The organism is Rhizobium pisi (assembly GCF_003938655.1).
Taxonomy (GTDB): domain Bacteria; phylum Pseudomonadota; class Alphaproteobacteria; order Rhizobiales; family Rhizobiaceae; genus Rhizobium; species Rhizobium pisi.
Genome location: NZ_RJJT01000006.1, coordinates 231,921 through 245,440, shown reverse-complemented (window position 1 = coordinate 245,440; position 13,520 = coordinate 231,921). Strand labels below are relative to the sequence as shown.

Genomic DNA, 13,520 nt, shown 5'->3' with positions numbered 1-13,520 from the left:
CAAGGACATTTCGCAGCCTTGGTGGTTGGATTCATCGTCAGAGGAGATCCGCGACCGCGGAGACAAAATGAGAGGAACGCGAATGCGTGTCGGCTGCCCGAAGGAAATCAAGAACCATGAATACCGCGTCGGCCTGACGCCGGCTTCGGTGCGCGAATATGTGGCCCACGGCCATGAGGTCTGGGTGGAAACCAAGGCAGGTGCCGGCATCGGCGCTGATGATGCCGCCTATGCCGCGGCGGGCGCGAAGATTGCCGCCTCCGCCAAAGATATCTTCGAAAAGTGCGACATGATCGTCAAGGTCAAGGAGCCGCAGCCCTCCGAATGGGCGCAGCTCCGAGACGGCCAGCTTCTCTATACCTATCTGCATCTCGCGCCCGATCCCGAGCAGACCAAGGGTCTCATCGCCTCCGGTGTCACCGCGATCGCCTATGAGACGGTGACCGACGAGCGCGGCGGCCTGCCGCTGCTGGCGCCGATGTCCGAGGTCGCCGGACGCCTGTCGATCCAGGCGGGAGCGACCGCTCTTCAGAAGGCCAATGGCGGCCTCGGTGTCCTCCTCGGCGGCGTACCCGGCGTATTGCCGGCCAAGGTCGCGGTCATCGGCGGCGGCGTCGTCGGCTTGCATGCGGCCAGGATGGCTGCCGGCCTCGGCGCCGACGTCAGCATTCTCGACAGGTCGCTGCCGCGCCTGCGCCAGCTCGACGACATCTTCGCAGGGCGTATCCACACGCGTTACTCCAGCATCCAGGCGCTGGAAGAGGAGGTCTTTTCGGCCGATCTCGTTATCGGCGCCGTGCTGATCCCTGGCGCTGCCGCTCCGAAGCTCGTCACCCGCGAGATGCTTTCCGGCATGAAGAAGGGTTCCGTCATCGTCGATGTCGCGATCGACCAAGGCGGTTGCTTCGAGACATCGCATGCGACGACCCATTCCGATCCGACCTATGTGGTCGACGGCGTCGTGCATTATTGCGTCGCCAACATGCCGGGCGCAGTCCCCGTCACCTCGGCGCATGCGCTGAACAATGCCACTCTGGTCCATGGTCTCGCGCTTGCCGATCGCGGCCTGCGCGCCATCGCCGAAGACAAACATCTGAGAAACGGCCTCAACGTGCATAAGGGCCGCATTACCAACAAGCCGGTCGCCGAGGCGCTCGGCTACGAGGCCTTCGCGCCGGAGAGCGTGCTGAACGTAGCGTAAGCTTCCTGACTCTAGGTTAGGCGCCGGTCTCCGCAAGGGCCGGCGCCTTTGCCTTGTCGATCCGGCACTGGAAGCAGTTATTGCGTGCCGAGCGCACATGCACATAGGCGACATCGGACCGTGCCAGCAGCTTCTCGCCATAGGACGCAATCTCGCCGATAAGGGTCACCGCGCCGCTGCCATAGACGATCCGGTTGTCCTGATTGTAGCCCCGGAGAATGAAGTCAGGACTCGTCGTCAGCGTTGGCGGCAGGATCTCTTCGGCGGCATAGCGCCGGCAAGGCTGCTTGTGCAGGAAGATCGGTCCTGTTTCGGCATAGGGTTGCAGTTCGGGGAAGGGCCGGTAGGCAAAGACCAGCAGTTCTTCGCCCTCATCGATATTATCAAGGCAATGGCGGCAGGGATGCCCCGGGCCATCGGATACCATCGTCTCGGGATGCCGGTCATAGGCGTCGCGGCCACCGTTCCAGAGGTGTTCGGCATCGGCCGTCGGCATGGCGACAAAACGTAAGGCAGTCATGGCAAATCTCCTTTGTGATTGCCATGAAATGTACCCGGATCACCGTGTAAGCCACCCGTTTCTTGCGAAGCTGCAAAGGAAAAGGAGAAGCCCTTGGCCGACATCGATCTCGCGCTGCTGGCGCAACAGAACGCAGAAATACTGGAAGAGCTCAGGGCGCTACGCCGGGAAGTGGCCGAACTGAAGGAGCAGTCGGGCCGCACGCTCGATTTCGAGCGCCGCAACGATCCGCGCCGCCCGAACAGCCTGACGCAGCGTTAGTTACCTCCAACTACGGCGGACGGCAGTCGTCAGCTTTTCCGCGCCATCTCCAGAAGCTCCTTGTCGCTGAGCGGACGGACGATGCCGGTGCCGGTTGATACCGGGGAAAAGCCGAACATCTGGTAGAGCTGCAGCGCGCGCGGGTGGTCGAGATTGTTGGTGGTGGTGGTAACGCGCTTCGGGTTGAGCGACCAGATGGCGTAGAGCGCCTGCAGCATGAACCATTTGCCGATGCCAAGGCCAAGCGCATGTTCGATCAGGCCGAAATGGCTGAGCTCGATCGTATCCTCGTCCCCGCAGAAATATTCGTAGAAGCCCGCAGGAGCGCCGTTCACATAGAGGACGCTGATATTGTTGCGCTTGTCGTTCAACATTTCGGCAAGCTGCTCGTCGCCCATACGCAGGCGGTCCACCCATTGCCAGCGCGCACCCACCTGCCGGTAGAGGTAGCGATAGAAGGGCAGCGGTATGCCGGGAGCGCGCATGATCGCCGTCTGGATATTGACAGGCACTGGCAGGCTCGCCTTCGGCGGCGCCGTCATTTCGAGCCGGGTGATATGGGCCTTGAGCGAAGCGGGCGTTTTCCCCATGACGATCAGGCTTTATCAGGCGTCGGCGGACCGGTAACGACGGGCGTGTCCTCACGGCTACCCCATTCGCTCCACGAGCCGTCGTAAAGCTTGTTGTCGTGATGACCGAGCGATTCCAGCGCCAGCGTGATGATCGCGGCGGTAATTCCGGAACCGCAGGAGGTCACGACGGGCTTCGAAAGATCGATACCGGCATCCTCGATCGTCTTCTTGAGTTCGGGCAGCGACTTGAAGCGGCCCTGGTTCGCGAAGACGCCGGAGGGAAGGCTGCGGGCACCGGGCATATGGCCGGAGCGCATGCCGGGGCGCGGCTCGGGCTCGGCGGCGGCGAAGCGGCCGGCGCTGCGGGCATCGGCGATCTGCATCGCGCCGCTCGAGACGATGTCGCGCATCGCCGCAAGCGTGACGACGCGGCTCTTGTCGAAGTCAGGCGTGAAGGTCACCGGCCGATACTGCGGTGCGACAGTTTCGAGCGGACGGCCTTCGGCCTTCCAGCCGTCGAGACCGCCGTCGAGGACGAAGACGTTCTTCGCGCCCATGACCCGGAACAGCCACCAGACGCGCGGTGAGGCGAACACGCCGATGCCGTCATAGACGACGATGCGATCATTCTCGCTGATGCCAAGCTTCCCGGCCTCAGTGGCGAAAAAATCGGGCGAGGGGATCGTATGCGGTAGCGACGTCGAATGGTCGGCGATCTTGTCATGATCGAAGCGGATGGCACCGGGAATATGGCCGGCCGCATATTCGGCGTCGGCGTCGCGCTTCTGCGCCGGCAGATAGAAAGAGGCATCCAGAACCCGTAGGTCCGGTTTCCCGAGTTCGGCCTGCAGCCAGTCGGCCGAAACGACGAAACGGCTCTTGGTCTCACTCATGAGGGTCTCCCTTGATGGTCAGGCTTCGTCGCCGGGCGTGCCGAAGCGGATGCGGAAACGCCGGTTCTCCTTGCCCTTCTTCTCGATCTTGGCGATATGGATTCGGCCGACTTCCTGCGTCTCGGAAACATGTGTGCCGCCGCAGGGCTGGCTGTCAATCGAGGAGTTCTCGCCGATGCAGACCAGGCTGACGCGCCCGAGCCCCATTGGCGGGCGCACGTTCTTCGATTTGACGATATCAGGGTTGGCGACAAGCTCCTCGTCGGTGATCCATTGCAGATAGACCGGATGATTTTGATCCACCAGTTCCATCAGCTTTGATGTCACCTCGTCCTTGTCGATCGTCTCGCTCATGTCGAAATCGACGCGGCTTTCCTCTTCGCCGACGGCTGCTCCGGTGATTGGATAGGAGCAGACGACGGAAAGAAGGTGGCAGGCCGTGTGCATGCGCATCAGCCTGTAGCGGCGCGGCCAGTCGACATGCAGCACCAGCGTCTCGCCGATTTGCGGCCGTGGTGCGCCGTCGAGCGGCACATGGATGATAATATCCTTGCTCGGACCGTGCTTCGTCTGGCCGAGCGCAATCTTGGTGCCGTCGGCGCGTTCAAGCTCACCGATATCGCCCGGCTGGCCTCCTGATGTTGCATAAAAGCAGGTCTGGTCCAGTTCGATGCCCCCGTCCTCGTGAACGGCTGTGACAACAGCCTCGCACGTCGAGAGGTAGAAGTCGTCACGGTAGAGGGCATTGGCGGGCATGGGGGCTCACGCGGGTTCGTAGGGAACGTCTATCTCGGGCGATTTGCCCATCCAACCGGGAACGGGCAGCCCTTTCGACGCCAGGAAATCCGGGTTGAAGAGCTTCGACTGATAGCGGTTGCCATAGTCGCAGAGGATCGTCACCACCGTATGGCCAGGTCCGAGATCCCTGGCGAGCTTGACCGCACCGGCAATATTGATGGCCGTCGAGCCGCCGAGGCACAGGCCCTCGTTCTCGACGAGGTCGAAGAGATAGGGAAGCGATTCGGCATCGGAAACCCGATAGGAGAAGTCTGGCGTGAAACCTTCGAGATTGGCGGTGATGCGGCCCTGGCCGATACCCTCGGTGATCGAGGATCCCTCGGATTTCAGCGTGCCGTTCTGGTAGAACTCGTAGAGAGCGGCGCCGTCGGGATCGGCAATGCCGATCTTGACGTCCGGCCTGAAGGCCTTGAGGCCGGCAGCCACGCCTGCCAGCGTGCCGCCGGAGCCGACGGAGCAGATGAAGCCGTCAATCTTGCCGTCCGTGTCTTTCCAGATTTCCGGCGCTGTCGTTTCGATATGCGCCTGGCGGTTGGCGACGTTATCGAACTGGTTCGCCCAGATCGCGCCGTTCGGATCGGTTTTCGCCATCTGTTCGGCGAGTCGCCCGGATACCTTCACGTAGTTGTTCGGGTTCTTGTAGGGAACGGCGGGCACTTCGACGAGTTCGGCGCCGAGCAGTTTCAGCGCGTCCTTCTTTTCCTGGCTCTGCGTTTCCGGGATGACGATGACGGTGCGGTAGCCGAGCGCCTTGGCGACCAGCGTCAGCCCGATGCCCGTATTGCCGGCCGTGCCTTCGACGATGACGCCGCCGGGGCGAAGCAGGCCCTTCCGCTCGGCGTCGCGGATGATGTAGAGCGCGGCGCGATCCTTCACCGACTGGCCAGGGTTCAGGAACTCCGCCTTGCCGAGAATGGTGCAACCGGTCGCAGCGGAGGCGCCCTTGAGTTTGATCAGTGGCGTATTGCCGATGGCTTCGAGGACGGAGGGATGGAAGGTCATAGAATCTGCCTCTTTCGAACTCTTACTTTAGGAACGGTCTTTTCCCTTCACAAGGCTGTGTTGGCAAGAAATGCTATTCCATGCCCGTGGCGGACGCGATAAAATTTGGCTTCCATCCCCGAAATGGCGTATCGCCTTCCTGCCGGGGTGATCCGAAGATTGACTTTCCCCGTACGGATGACGACAAAGCGAAACGGAGCGCGATAACAGGGCGTGACCGAAAGACGGATGGTTCACGAGCATATCGACACAATCGATGCATTGATGGCGCATTACGTCGCCGGCTCCTTGCCCGAGCCGGCGCGCGTGCTTGTTCAGTCCCATCTCGAGATGAAACCGGACAATCGCAGCTTTGTGAACGGCCTTGAACTGCTGGCCGGAGAGGCCTTGGAAAATGCGTCCGGTGTTGCCATTACAGACCGGGAGCAGCGGCTGCGGGCAATTTTCGCCTCCACTTCTTCTATCTCGCCGTCGCCTGTCGCGCGGCCGAAACTCGCGTTGTTTCCACGGGCATTGCGAGATTTCGTTGGCTTCGAGGTCGAGGATGTGCCCTGGCGCAAGCGGTTGCCGGGCTTCAAGGAATATCCGCTCGACATGGACGGCTGCGAGGTCAACCTGATGTGGATCCGTCCGGGCCGCGCCCTGCCGGCCCACACGCACAAAGGCATGGAGCTGATCCTGATCCTTGACGGTGCCTTCAACGATGAACGCGGCCGTTTCGGCCCCGGCGACATCTCCATTGCCGACGAGACGGTCGACCACCGGCCGGTTGCCGAAAAGGACAGACCCTGCATCGCTTTTGCCGTTTCGGACGGAACGGTCAGGCTCACGGGATCCCTTCGCCAGATGATCGGCGACCTGATCGGCTGAAAGCAGCCACAATGGTGTGATAGAGCCATACATCCGGAGGGATAGAGGGACTTCCGGACCTGTTTTCGTATTGATAGGCAGTTCTGGAGGAACATGTCATGCGTGATTTCATCGCCCGTCCCGAACATGGAATCGTCTGGATCTCGGGCGCGAGTTCCGGCATCGGCCGGGCGCTCGCGCTGAAGCTCGCCGGCGAAGGATACAAGGTCGCCGTCACCGCCAGGAGCCACGAAAAGCTGGTCGAGTTGCAGGCCGAGGCCAGCGGCCTTTCCGGCAGTATTATCGTTCTCGACGGCGACGTCACCGATGCCGAGGACATGGAGCATGTCATGGCCTCCATCGAATATGAGCACGGGACGCTCGCCATGGCGATCCTCAATGCCGGCGTCTATCTGCCGGTCCATGCCGAGGATCTGAACCGCGCCGATTTCGAAAAGAGCTTTGCCGTCAATCTGTCCGGCGTCGTCAACTGCCTGTTGCCGGCGATCAGCCATATGAAGGCCAAAGGTCAGGGGCAGATCGCCATCGTCTCCTCCGTCACCGGCTATGGTGGCCTGCCGACGGGCGCCGCCTACGGCGCCACCAAGGCGGCACTGATCAATATGGCCGAAAGCCTGAAATTCGATCTCGACAAGATGGGTATCCGCATCCAGCTCGTCAGCCCCGGCTTTATCGATACGCCGGCGACGAGGAGGAACGCTTTTCCGATGCCGGCCCTGGTCTCGGCCGAGGACGCCGCAAGGCAGATTGCCGCCGGATTGAAATCGCAGGCCTTCGAGATCAGCTTCCCGAAGCGCTTCACCCTCATGCTGAAGCTGGCGCGGCTGCTTCCCTACGGCGCTTATTTCGCGCTGGTGAACCGCGTGACCGGCTGGCGGGAGCGGCCGTCGGCAGCTGGTCACCACCCGGCGACACCGCATCCGGCGGAATGATCAGCTGCGCGAGAACACGACCTGGCGCACATCGATGTTGCGGGCGCGGAAGCCGGCCTCGCAATAGAACAGATAGAATTCCCAGAGCCGCTTGAAGCGCTCGTCGAAGCCCATCGGGCGGATGCGTTCCCAGACCGACCAGAAGCGCTCGCGCCATTCGGCGAGCGTGCGGGCGTAATCGAGCCCGAAGCCGAAATCCTTGACCAGCGACAGCTCGACCTTGCCGGCGAGTTCGGCCAGATGATTGCGTGTCGGCAACATGCCGCCGGGAAAAACGTATTTCTGGATGAAGTCGGGATTGCTGCGATACTGGTCGAAGGACTCGTCCTTGATCGTGATGATCTGCAGGCCGGCCTTGCCGCCCGGCTTCAGGCACTGCCTAAGCTTGGAGAAATAGGACGGCCAGTATTTCTCGCCGACCGCTTCGAACATCTCGATCGAGACGATCCGGTCGTAGAGCCCCGCTTCGTCGCGATAGTCCTGGAAGCGGAATTCGACGCGGTCGTCGAGGCCTGCCTTGCGGATGCGCTCTTGGGCGAAGGCGAGCTGCTCGCGGCTGATCGTCAGCCCCGTTACCTTGCAGTTCAGCTCGCTTGCCGCGAATTCGGCAAAACCGCCCCAGCCGCAGCCGATCTCCAGCACGTGATCCCCGGCCCGGATGCCGGTTGCCTCGGCGAGCGCGCGGTATTTGGCATTCTGCGCCGATTGCAGGTCGTTGGCCCCGGTCGAATAGAGTGCGGAGGAATAGGTCATGCTCGGGTCGAGCCATTCCCGGTAGAAATTGTTGCCGAGATCGTAGTGGGCGGAGATGTTGCGCTTCGAGCCCGTCTTGGTATTGGCGTTCATCCAGTGGCGGATGCGCTCGAAGAGGCGGCCAAGGCCGCCCTTGCCATGCGCATAGCTGAACGCGGCTTCGCCGTTGACGAGGAAGAGTTCGAGGAAGGCGGTGATATCAGGGCTGTCCCAGTCGCCGTCCATATAGGTTTCGGCGACCCCGATCGTGCCGCTCGTCAGCGCCCGGTGGGCAAGGTTCCAATTGTTGAGACGCAGCGCCGCCTTCGGCCCGGCCTTCTTGCCCTCGACCAGCAGCCTGCGGCCGTCGGGCAGGGTGACGGCAAGCGAACCGTGCTGCATGCGCAAAAGCCCGCGCAGTGCCAGTTTCGCCTTGAACGGCAGACCCTTCACCAGACGGGATATGTTTTCGGCCGTCAACGTCACTGCGTCGCGAGCCAGCAGATTCCAATCCTGCGCCTTGCTCATCTCTCCTCCTCCAGCATTTTCTTGCCGGTTAAGGACGACGACACATCCTGACGATGTGCTCGGGCGGCCTCCGGCCATTACGTCAAAAGCTAATGTTATTCCGCTGGCTCCGCAAGCGCGCGAGACCGGTGGATGCTGACATCAGGAGGAGGTGAAGGGCGTCGGATATAGCGCGCGCCCTTCAGCCACAATTTCAGCGCTTCCCAATGGATGCCGGCGACGATTTTCAGTGTGAGAAAGGGGATGCGCGCCGTCAGCCCTAGCAGCGAAGCGTTAGTCAACGGCACCTGACGTCCGGAAAATGTCGCCGAAAGAAGCGGGCCTTCGCAGTCGGTTTCGAGGATGCGCCAGCGGATTTCCGCGCCCGGCGGCAACATGCGGAAGTGATAGCGCACCGCCATGCCGATGAAAGGCGAGACATGGAAGAGCTTGTCGAAGCTCTGGCGAAGTCCGCCTTCTGCCATTTCGCCATCGCCGACAGGACAGACGTAGCTGTGTCGCTCGCCGAATGTGTTGCGCACCTCGTAGATCATCGCGATGAGCCCGCCATCGGCATCATAGGCGTGGTAGACGGAGAGCGGATTGAAGACATAGCCGAGAATACGGGGATAACAGACGAGCAGTATCCTCTCGGCGCGCTCGACCCCTGCCGCGGCGAGCAGCCGATCTGCATGGGCGCGTAGCGTCTTATCCTCGTTATCGGCATGGTCCTTTTCATAAAAAGAGACGAGATTGCGCCGGTTGACGGAAAACAGAGCCGACAGCCTGTTGGCCTCATCAAGCCTGTCGAGATCGACGAGCAGTGAGAACACGCGGTAGCGGAAGCGATGGCCGAACGGTTTTATCCGTTGATGCATGATTTCTCCGACATAGAGCACTCTCGGGGCATCCGGTGGAGGGCCATTGTCGGCGGTGCTGACGCCGAGTCTTTTTCGTTGCCGCCTCATGCCACTATGTCCTATTGCGTTTCCCAGGGGGCTCGGGCGGTTCGCCAGGGAATGATCCCGCCGAGAGCCTCGGCGGCGGCCAAGCCGGAAACCAGGCCGTCCTCATGGAATCCATATCCCATCCAGGCGCCGGCGAAATGGCAATTGTTCTGTCCCTGAATGGCGGTGAGCGCCCGCTGCGCCGCCATGGCCTCGGCCGAGAATTGCGGATGCTCGTAGGTGAATTCCGCAAACACCTTGCGGGGATCCGGCTCTCGGTCCGGATTGAGCGTCACGAACAGCGGGAACTTGTGATCAATGCCCTGCAGCCGGTTCATCCAATAGGTGACCGCCACGCTTGCCTTTCCGTCCTCGCGGCTGGAGCGCAGATAGTTCCACGAGGCCCAGACCTTGCGCCGCTGCGGCATCAGCGCCTCGTCGCGATGCAGGACGACGCGGTTCGGCTGGTAGGGGATAGCGGCAAGCAGCTTTTGTTCCCGATCGGTCGCGTCTGTGAGGAAGCGCGCGGTCTGGTCGCTATGGCAGGCGAAGATCACCTTGTCGAACGGGCGTTTGCTGCCCGTTTCGTCGATGATCGTGATGCCGTGGTCGCCGCGGACCACTCCACGCACGCCGCATGAAAGCTTCACCCGCTCGCCGAGCGGCTGCAGCAGCCGATCGAGATAGGTGCGACTGCCACCGGTCACCGTGCGCCACTGGTGCTGACGGCGATAGATCAAGCGATGATTATCGAAGAAATTGACGAAATGCTCGGCCGGAAACTGCAGCATGCGGGTGGACGGCGTCGACCAGATCGCCGCCGCCATCGGCACGAGATAATTGTTGGTGAAGCCGGGCGAGAAGCCGCGCCAATCGAGGTAGTCACCGATCGAGCGCGAGGCGAGATGGCCGGCCGCCCGGTCTTCGAGGCACATGCGGTTGAAGCGCAGGATCTCGCGGATCATCCATAGGAACGACGGTCGCAACAGGTTGAGCTTCTGCGCGAAGATGGAGGACAGCCCGCCGCCGCTCCATTCCAGCCTGCCGTGGTCGAGCGAGAGTGAAAAGCTCATGTCGCTCGCATGCGTGGCGATGCCGAGCTCGGCAAAGAGCGCAGTCAGGTTCGGGTAGTTCAGTTCGTTATAGACGATGAAGCCGGTATCGACGGCAATCCGAACACCGTCGTAGTCCACGTCGACGGTCGCCGTATGGCCGCCGGCGCGGGCTTGGCTTTCGTAGAGCGTAACGTCGTGCACGGGATTTAGCGCCCAGGCTGCGGAGGCACCCGAGATGCCGGAGCCGACGACTGCGATCTTCAACCGGCGAGGAGGGACACGGAAATGCGCGTTCATGCGGCATCCTTCATGGCTTTATAGGCCGCGAGCGCACGGTTGCGGGCGCTGGCATGGTCGACGATCGGTTTTGGATAGGTCTTACCGAGGATGACGCCGGCCTCGTCGAGGAGGCTCTTCGGCGCCTCGAACGGCCGATGGATGTATTTTGCGTCCAGTCCCCGAAGCTCCGGCACGTGGATTCTGACATAGTCGCCGTCGGGATCGAAGGTTTCACCTTGCAGCACCGGATTGAAGATGCGGAAAAACGGCGAGGCGTCGGCTCCCGAGCCGGCGACCCATTGCCAGCTTGCCGCATTGTTGGCCGGATCGGCGTCGACCAGCGTATCCCGGAACCAGTCCTCGCCCCGGCGCCAGTCGACCATCAGGTCCTTGATCAGGAAGGAAGCGACGATCATGCGAACGCGATTGTGCATCCAGCCGTGGCGCCAGAGCTGGCGCATGCCGGCATCGACGATCGGATAGCCGGTCATGCCGTGACGCCACGCTTCGAAATCCTCGCTGTCGTTGCGCCATTCGAAATCGTCGAAACGATCGTTCCAGTTGGCCGAGGCGAGGCGCGGGAAATGGAAGAGCAGGTGATAGGAGAATTCGCGCCAGGCGATCTCCTTGCGGAAATGCACGATATCGGCCGCCGGCACTTGTTTCGACAGGCCGCGCGTCGCATCCCATACGCGGGCAGGGGAGATCTCGCCGAGCGCCAGGTGCGGCGACAGCATCGACGTTGCGGGCTTTGCCGGATGGTCGCGGTTTTCCTTGTAGCCCTCGAGACTGTCCTTGACGAAGGCCCGGAGCTTCTCCCGCGCGCCCTGCTCGCCCGGCGTCCACAGATCGGCGAAATCCCGTGCCCAATCCGGCTTCTTCGGCAGCAGGTTCCAACAATCAAGCGTTTCCGATTCCGGAAGTTTCTGAGCCAGTTGCAGCTTCAACGGTGCGTCCAGTGGCGGCTCCGGTTCACCGGCGCTCTCCAGCGCACGCCAGAACGGTGTATAGACGCGATAGGGTGTGCCGCCGCCGGTCGTCAGCCGCGAGGGTTCGTGCAGCAACTGGCCGCCAAAGCTTTGTGCCTCGATCGCCTGCTTTTCCAGTTCACGCTTGATACGGATGTCGATGGAGATTCCGGTCGGATCGTAGCGCCGGTTCCAGAAGACAGCTTCAGCGCGGCTTTTCTCGATGATGGCGCGGAGCACTGCGAGCGTCTCGCCGCTTGCAAGCACCAGCCGTCCCCGTTGCTCACGCAGCGATCGGTCGAGCGCTTCCAGAGAATGATGCAGCCACCAGGCCTGGGCGGCGCCCAGCGGACCGGTGCCGGCGGCTTCCGGCTCGTTTATGTAAAGGGGAATGATCTGCTGCCCGGAGAGATGGGCTGCGTTGAGCGCCTTGTTGTCGTCAAGGCGCAAGTCCTTGCGAAACCAGAGGATAACAGGTCTTGCCGCGTCCTTTGCCAATGAAGCCGTTCCCCGTCCGTGTGCTTTCAAACTGCTACGGATGTACGGGACGCCCGGATCAAAAGTTTCATCGGCAGGGAAAAGCTTTTATGGCTGATACGATATGGAAAAGGCCGGCGCGTTGTAGAAAGCTTGCGGTGGGAACCCGTGTCCTTGCCGATGTGGTTACGGATAAACCTTAACAGCCGAAGTCGCTGGATCGGTGTGGCTGCCTGCCTTAGTGGCATGGCGAAACGCTAATCCGCAGCATGAGGCAGCTATGTTCGTTTCCCCGCGTGAGGTCGGAGATCTCTGCCTCCAGATCGCGATTGCACTCGCCTTGACGATAACTGGATTGGCGATCGCGTCCTCTGCTGCGGGCGGCGAGAAAGTTGCTATCTCAGCGCTCGACGTTAGCCGTCCCTCGCTCTGGACGGCCGTTCCGACGCGCATCGACCCGGCAACACAGGCCTATCTGCGCGCCGATGTTCCCGCCGGGCTGGAACTTGCCGACGGCGCCGATGAACTGTGTCAAGACCAGATCGGCCTCCGCCTCTCTTGCGACTTGATGACAACCAGCACGGCCTTCTAGGCGCTTCAGCGCGAATGACCGGCGGTCCGGCAGAATCGTCGATGTTTAGCACGAACATCGCATGCATCTACGCTGCTGCGCTGATGGATGTCGCCGGTGTGCGGCGACATCGAGACCGGTACGTGCTCGCGAAAGCTTGCAAAAGGCCATGATTTGCCGTTTGATCGAGCGATAGCGACAACCATCCATTGCTCTCCTTAAAGGATTTGCCTTTGTCCCCGCCGATGCCCCGCGGCTTCGAGAAGCCTTATGCCGCCTTCCTGTTCGACATGGACGGCACGATCCTCAATTCAATCCGTGCCGCCGAGCGTGTGTGGGGCGAGTGGGCAAGGCGTCATGGGCTCGACGTCGCTGCCTTCCTGCCGAAGATGCATGGGTCACGCGGCATCGACACGATCACCCGGCTGAACCTGCCCGGCGTCGATCCAGAACATGAAGCAAAACTGGTGACCGAGGCTGAGATTGCCGATGTCGACGACGTCGTTGCCATTCCGGGTGCTGCGGCATTCCTGAGTTCCCTGCCGCCGGATGGCTGGGCAATCGTCACCTCCTCGCCCTTGCGTCTTGCCCGCCGGCGGTTGGAGGCGGCGGGGCTGCCGCTGCCGAGGTTCATGTTGACGGCGGAGGACGTGAGCATCGGAAAACCCAATCCGCAATGTTATATCCTTGGCGCCGAACGCCTCGGCGTCAGCACGCAGGATTGCTTGGTATTCGAGGATGTCGCGGCCGGCATCACCGCCGGCGAGGCGGCGGGCGCCGATGTGATGGTCGTGACGGCAACCCATCACGACAAGATGGAGACGCTACATCCGACCCTCTCATCCTATGACGAGATCTCGGTCCGCATCTCCGCCGATCGTAAAATGCTCATCGTTCCGAACGCGGCCTGACGTCGCGTCGGGTTTCGCGCTTGC

The 13,520-nt window shown here is 61.8% G+C and carries 15 protein-coding genes; 6 read left to right on the top strand and 9 right to left on the bottom strand.

Translation table 11 applies throughout. The features are described 5' to 3' along the window. Nucleotides 1-82: 82 nt before the first annotated feature. Nucleotides 83-1,201: an alanine dehydrogenase gene (ald, locus tag EFD55_RS10780; RefSeq protein WP_125845104.1), complete on the top strand. Its 1,119-nt coding sequence runs from the start codon at nt 83-85 to the stop codon at nt 1,199-1,201. A gap of 16 nt (nt 1,202-1,217) precedes the next feature. Here the strand turns inward: ald and EFD55_RS10775 are convergent, their stop codons facing one another. Further along, nucleotides 1,218-1,721, bottom strand: coding sequence for a DUF1203 domain-containing protein (locus EFD55_RS10775; protein ID WP_125845033.1), 504 nt, complete (start codon nt 1,719-1,721; stop codon nt 1,218-1,220). A gap of 93 nt (nt 1,722-1,814) precedes the next feature. Between EFD55_RS10775 and EFD55_RS33105 the strand changes: the two genes are divergently transcribed. Beyond that, nucleotides 1,815-1,982 (top strand): hypothetical protein, encoded by a 168-nt coding sequence (locus tag EFD55_RS33105; RefSeq protein WP_018445700.1) that lies wholly within the window; start codon nt 1,815-1,817, stop codon nt 1,980-1,982. Between the two features lie 29 nt (nt 1,983-2,011). Here EFD55_RS33105 and EFD55_RS10770 read toward each other — a convergent pair whose 3' ends face one another. From EFD55_RS10770 to EFD55_RS10755, 4 genes are read right to left on the bottom strand one after another with little or no spacing between them, the layout of a single operon-like run. Then, nucleotides 2,012-2,572 (bottom strand): GNAT family N-acetyltransferase, encoded by a 561-nt coding sequence (locus tag EFD55_RS10770; RefSeq protein ID WP_125845032.1) that lies wholly within the window; start codon nt 2,570-2,572, stop codon nt 2,012-2,014. Nucleotides 2,573-2,577: 5 nt separating this feature from the next. Continuing rightward, entirely contained in the window at nt 2,578-3,447 is an 870-nt protein-coding gene (gene sseA / locus EFD55_RS10765) for a 3-mercaptopyruvate sulfurtransferase (RefSeq protein WP_125845031.1), read from the bottom strand. An 18-nt stretch (nt 3,448-3,465) separates the two neighbouring features. After that, nucleotides 3,466-4,203, bottom strand: coding sequence for an alanyl-tRNA editing protein (locus EFD55_RS10760; RefSeq protein WP_125845030.1), 738 nt, complete (start codon nt 4,201-4,203; stop codon nt 3,466-3,468). A 6-nt stretch (nt 4,204-4,209) separates the two neighbouring features. Continuing rightward, a complete protein-coding gene (locus tag EFD55_RS10755; protein WP_125845029.1) occupies nt 4,210-5,247 on the bottom strand; it encodes a cysteine synthase A in 1,038 nt (345 codons plus the stop codon). Nucleotides 5,248-5,460: 213 nt separating this feature from the next. Here EFD55_RS10755 and EFD55_RS10750 point away from each other — a divergent pair, with 213 nt between their 5' ends. Together EFD55_RS10750 and EFD55_RS10745 are read left to right on the top strand one after the other, a co-directional pair. Then, complete coding sequence (locus EFD55_RS10750; RefSeq protein WP_183736693.1) at nt 5,461-6,117, top strand: ChrR family anti-sigma-E factor; 657 nt, start codon at nt 5,461-5,463, stop codon at nt 6,115-6,117. Between the two features lie 98 nt (nt 6,118-6,215). Continuing rightward, nucleotides 6,216-7,049 (top strand): SDR family NAD(P)-dependent oxidoreductase, encoded by an 834-nt coding sequence (locus EFD55_RS10745; protein WP_125845028.1) that lies wholly within the window; start codon nt 6,216-6,218, stop codon nt 7,047-7,049. On the opposite strand, the gene EFD55_RS10740 is transcribed toward EFD55_RS10745, so the two are convergent. From EFD55_RS10740 to EFD55_RS10725, 4 genes are all read right to left on the bottom strand, one after another. Beyond that, complete coding sequence (locus EFD55_RS10740; protein ID WP_125845027.1) at nt 7,050-8,309, bottom strand: SAM-dependent methyltransferase; 1,260 nt, start codon at nt 8,307-8,309, stop codon at nt 7,050-7,052. 95 nt (nt 8,310-8,404) lie between these two features. After that, a complete protein-coding gene (locus EFD55_RS10735) occupies nt 8,405-9,256 on the bottom strand; it encodes a DUF1365 domain-containing protein (protein WP_125845026.1) in 852 nt (283 codons plus the stop codon). Nucleotides 9,257-9,267: 11 nt separating this feature from the next. Then, the gene (locus EFD55_RS10730) at nt 9,268-10,587 is read right to left on the bottom strand and encodes an NAD(P)/FAD-dependent oxidoreductase (protein WP_125845025.1); all 1,320 of its coding nucleotides are present in this window, start codon (nt 10,585-10,587) and stop codon (nt 9,268-9,270) included. Continuing rightward, the gene (locus tag EFD55_RS10725) at nt 10,584-12,035 is read right to left on the bottom strand and encodes a cryptochrome/photolyase family protein (protein WP_125845024.1); all 1,452 of its coding nucleotides are present in this window, start codon (nt 12,033-12,035) and stop codon (nt 10,584-10,586) included. Before EFD55_RS10725 ends, EFD55_RS10730 begins: the two co-directional genes overlap by 4 nt. Before the next feature lie 259 nt (nt 12,036-12,294). On the opposite strand from EFD55_RS10725, the gene EFD55_RS10720 reads away from it, so the two are divergent. Together EFD55_RS10720 and EFD55_RS10715 are read left to right on the top strand one after the other, a co-directional pair. After that, complete coding sequence (locus EFD55_RS10720; protein WP_125845023.1) at nt 12,295-12,606, top strand: hypothetical protein; 312 nt, start codon at nt 12,295-12,297, stop codon at nt 12,604-12,606. 212 nt (nt 12,607-12,818) lie between these two features. After that, nucleotides 12,819-13,496: an HAD family hydrolase gene (locus tag EFD55_RS10715; RefSeq protein WP_125845022.1), complete on the top strand. Its 678-nt coding sequence runs from the start codon at nt 12,819-12,821 to the stop codon at nt 13,494-13,496. Nucleotides 13,497-13,520: the final 24 nt, after the last annotated feature.

What these genes read in the sequence shown, in the direction of transcription:
- EFD55_RS10730 (WP_125845025.1), bottom strand. Translation starts at nt 10,587, where the DNA reads ATGAACGCGCATTTCCGTGTCCCTCCTCGCCGGTTGAAGATCGCAGTC.
- EFD55_RS10755 (WP_125845029.1), bottom strand. Translation starts at nt 5,247, where the DNA reads ATGACCTTCCATCCCTCCGTCCTCGAAGCCATCGGCAATACGCCACTG.
- EFD55_RS10770 (WP_125845032.1), bottom strand. Translation starts at nt 2,572, where the DNA reads ATGGGGAAAACGCCCGCTTCGCTCAAGGCCCATATCACCCGGCTCGAA.
- EFD55_RS10720 (WP_125845023.1), top strand. Translation starts at nt 12,295, where the DNA reads ATGTTCGTTTCCCCGCGTGAGGTCGGAGATCTCTGCCTCCAGATCGCG.
- EFD55_RS10775 (WP_125845033.1), bottom strand. Translation starts at nt 1,721, where the DNA reads ATGACTGCCTTACGTTTTGTCGCCATGCCGACGGCCGATGCCGAACAC.
- EFD55_RS10740 (WP_125845027.1), bottom strand. Translation starts at nt 8,309, where the DNA reads ATGAGCAAGGCGCAGGATTGGAATCTGCTGGCTCGCGACGCAGTGACG.
- EFD55_RS10735 (WP_125845026.1), bottom strand. Translation starts at nt 9,256, where the DNA reads ATGAGGCGGCAACGAAAAAGACTCGGCGTCAGCACCGCCGACAATGGC.
- EFD55_RS10760 (WP_125845030.1), bottom strand. Translation starts at nt 4,203, where the DNA reads ATGCCCGCCAATGCCCTCTACCGTGACGACTTCTACCTCTCGACGTGC.
- ald (WP_125845104.1), top strand. Translation starts at nt 83, where the DNA reads ATGCGTGTCGGCTGCCCGAAGGAAATCAAGAACCATGAATACCGCGTC.
- EFD55_RS10745 (WP_125845028.1), top strand. Translation starts at nt 6,216, where the DNA reads ATGCGTGATTTCATCGCCCGTCCCGAACATGGAATCGTCTGGATCTCG.
- sseA (WP_125845031.1), bottom strand. Translation starts at nt 3,447, where the DNA reads ATGAGTGAGACCAAGAGCCGTTTCGTCGTTTCGGCCGACTGGCTGCAG.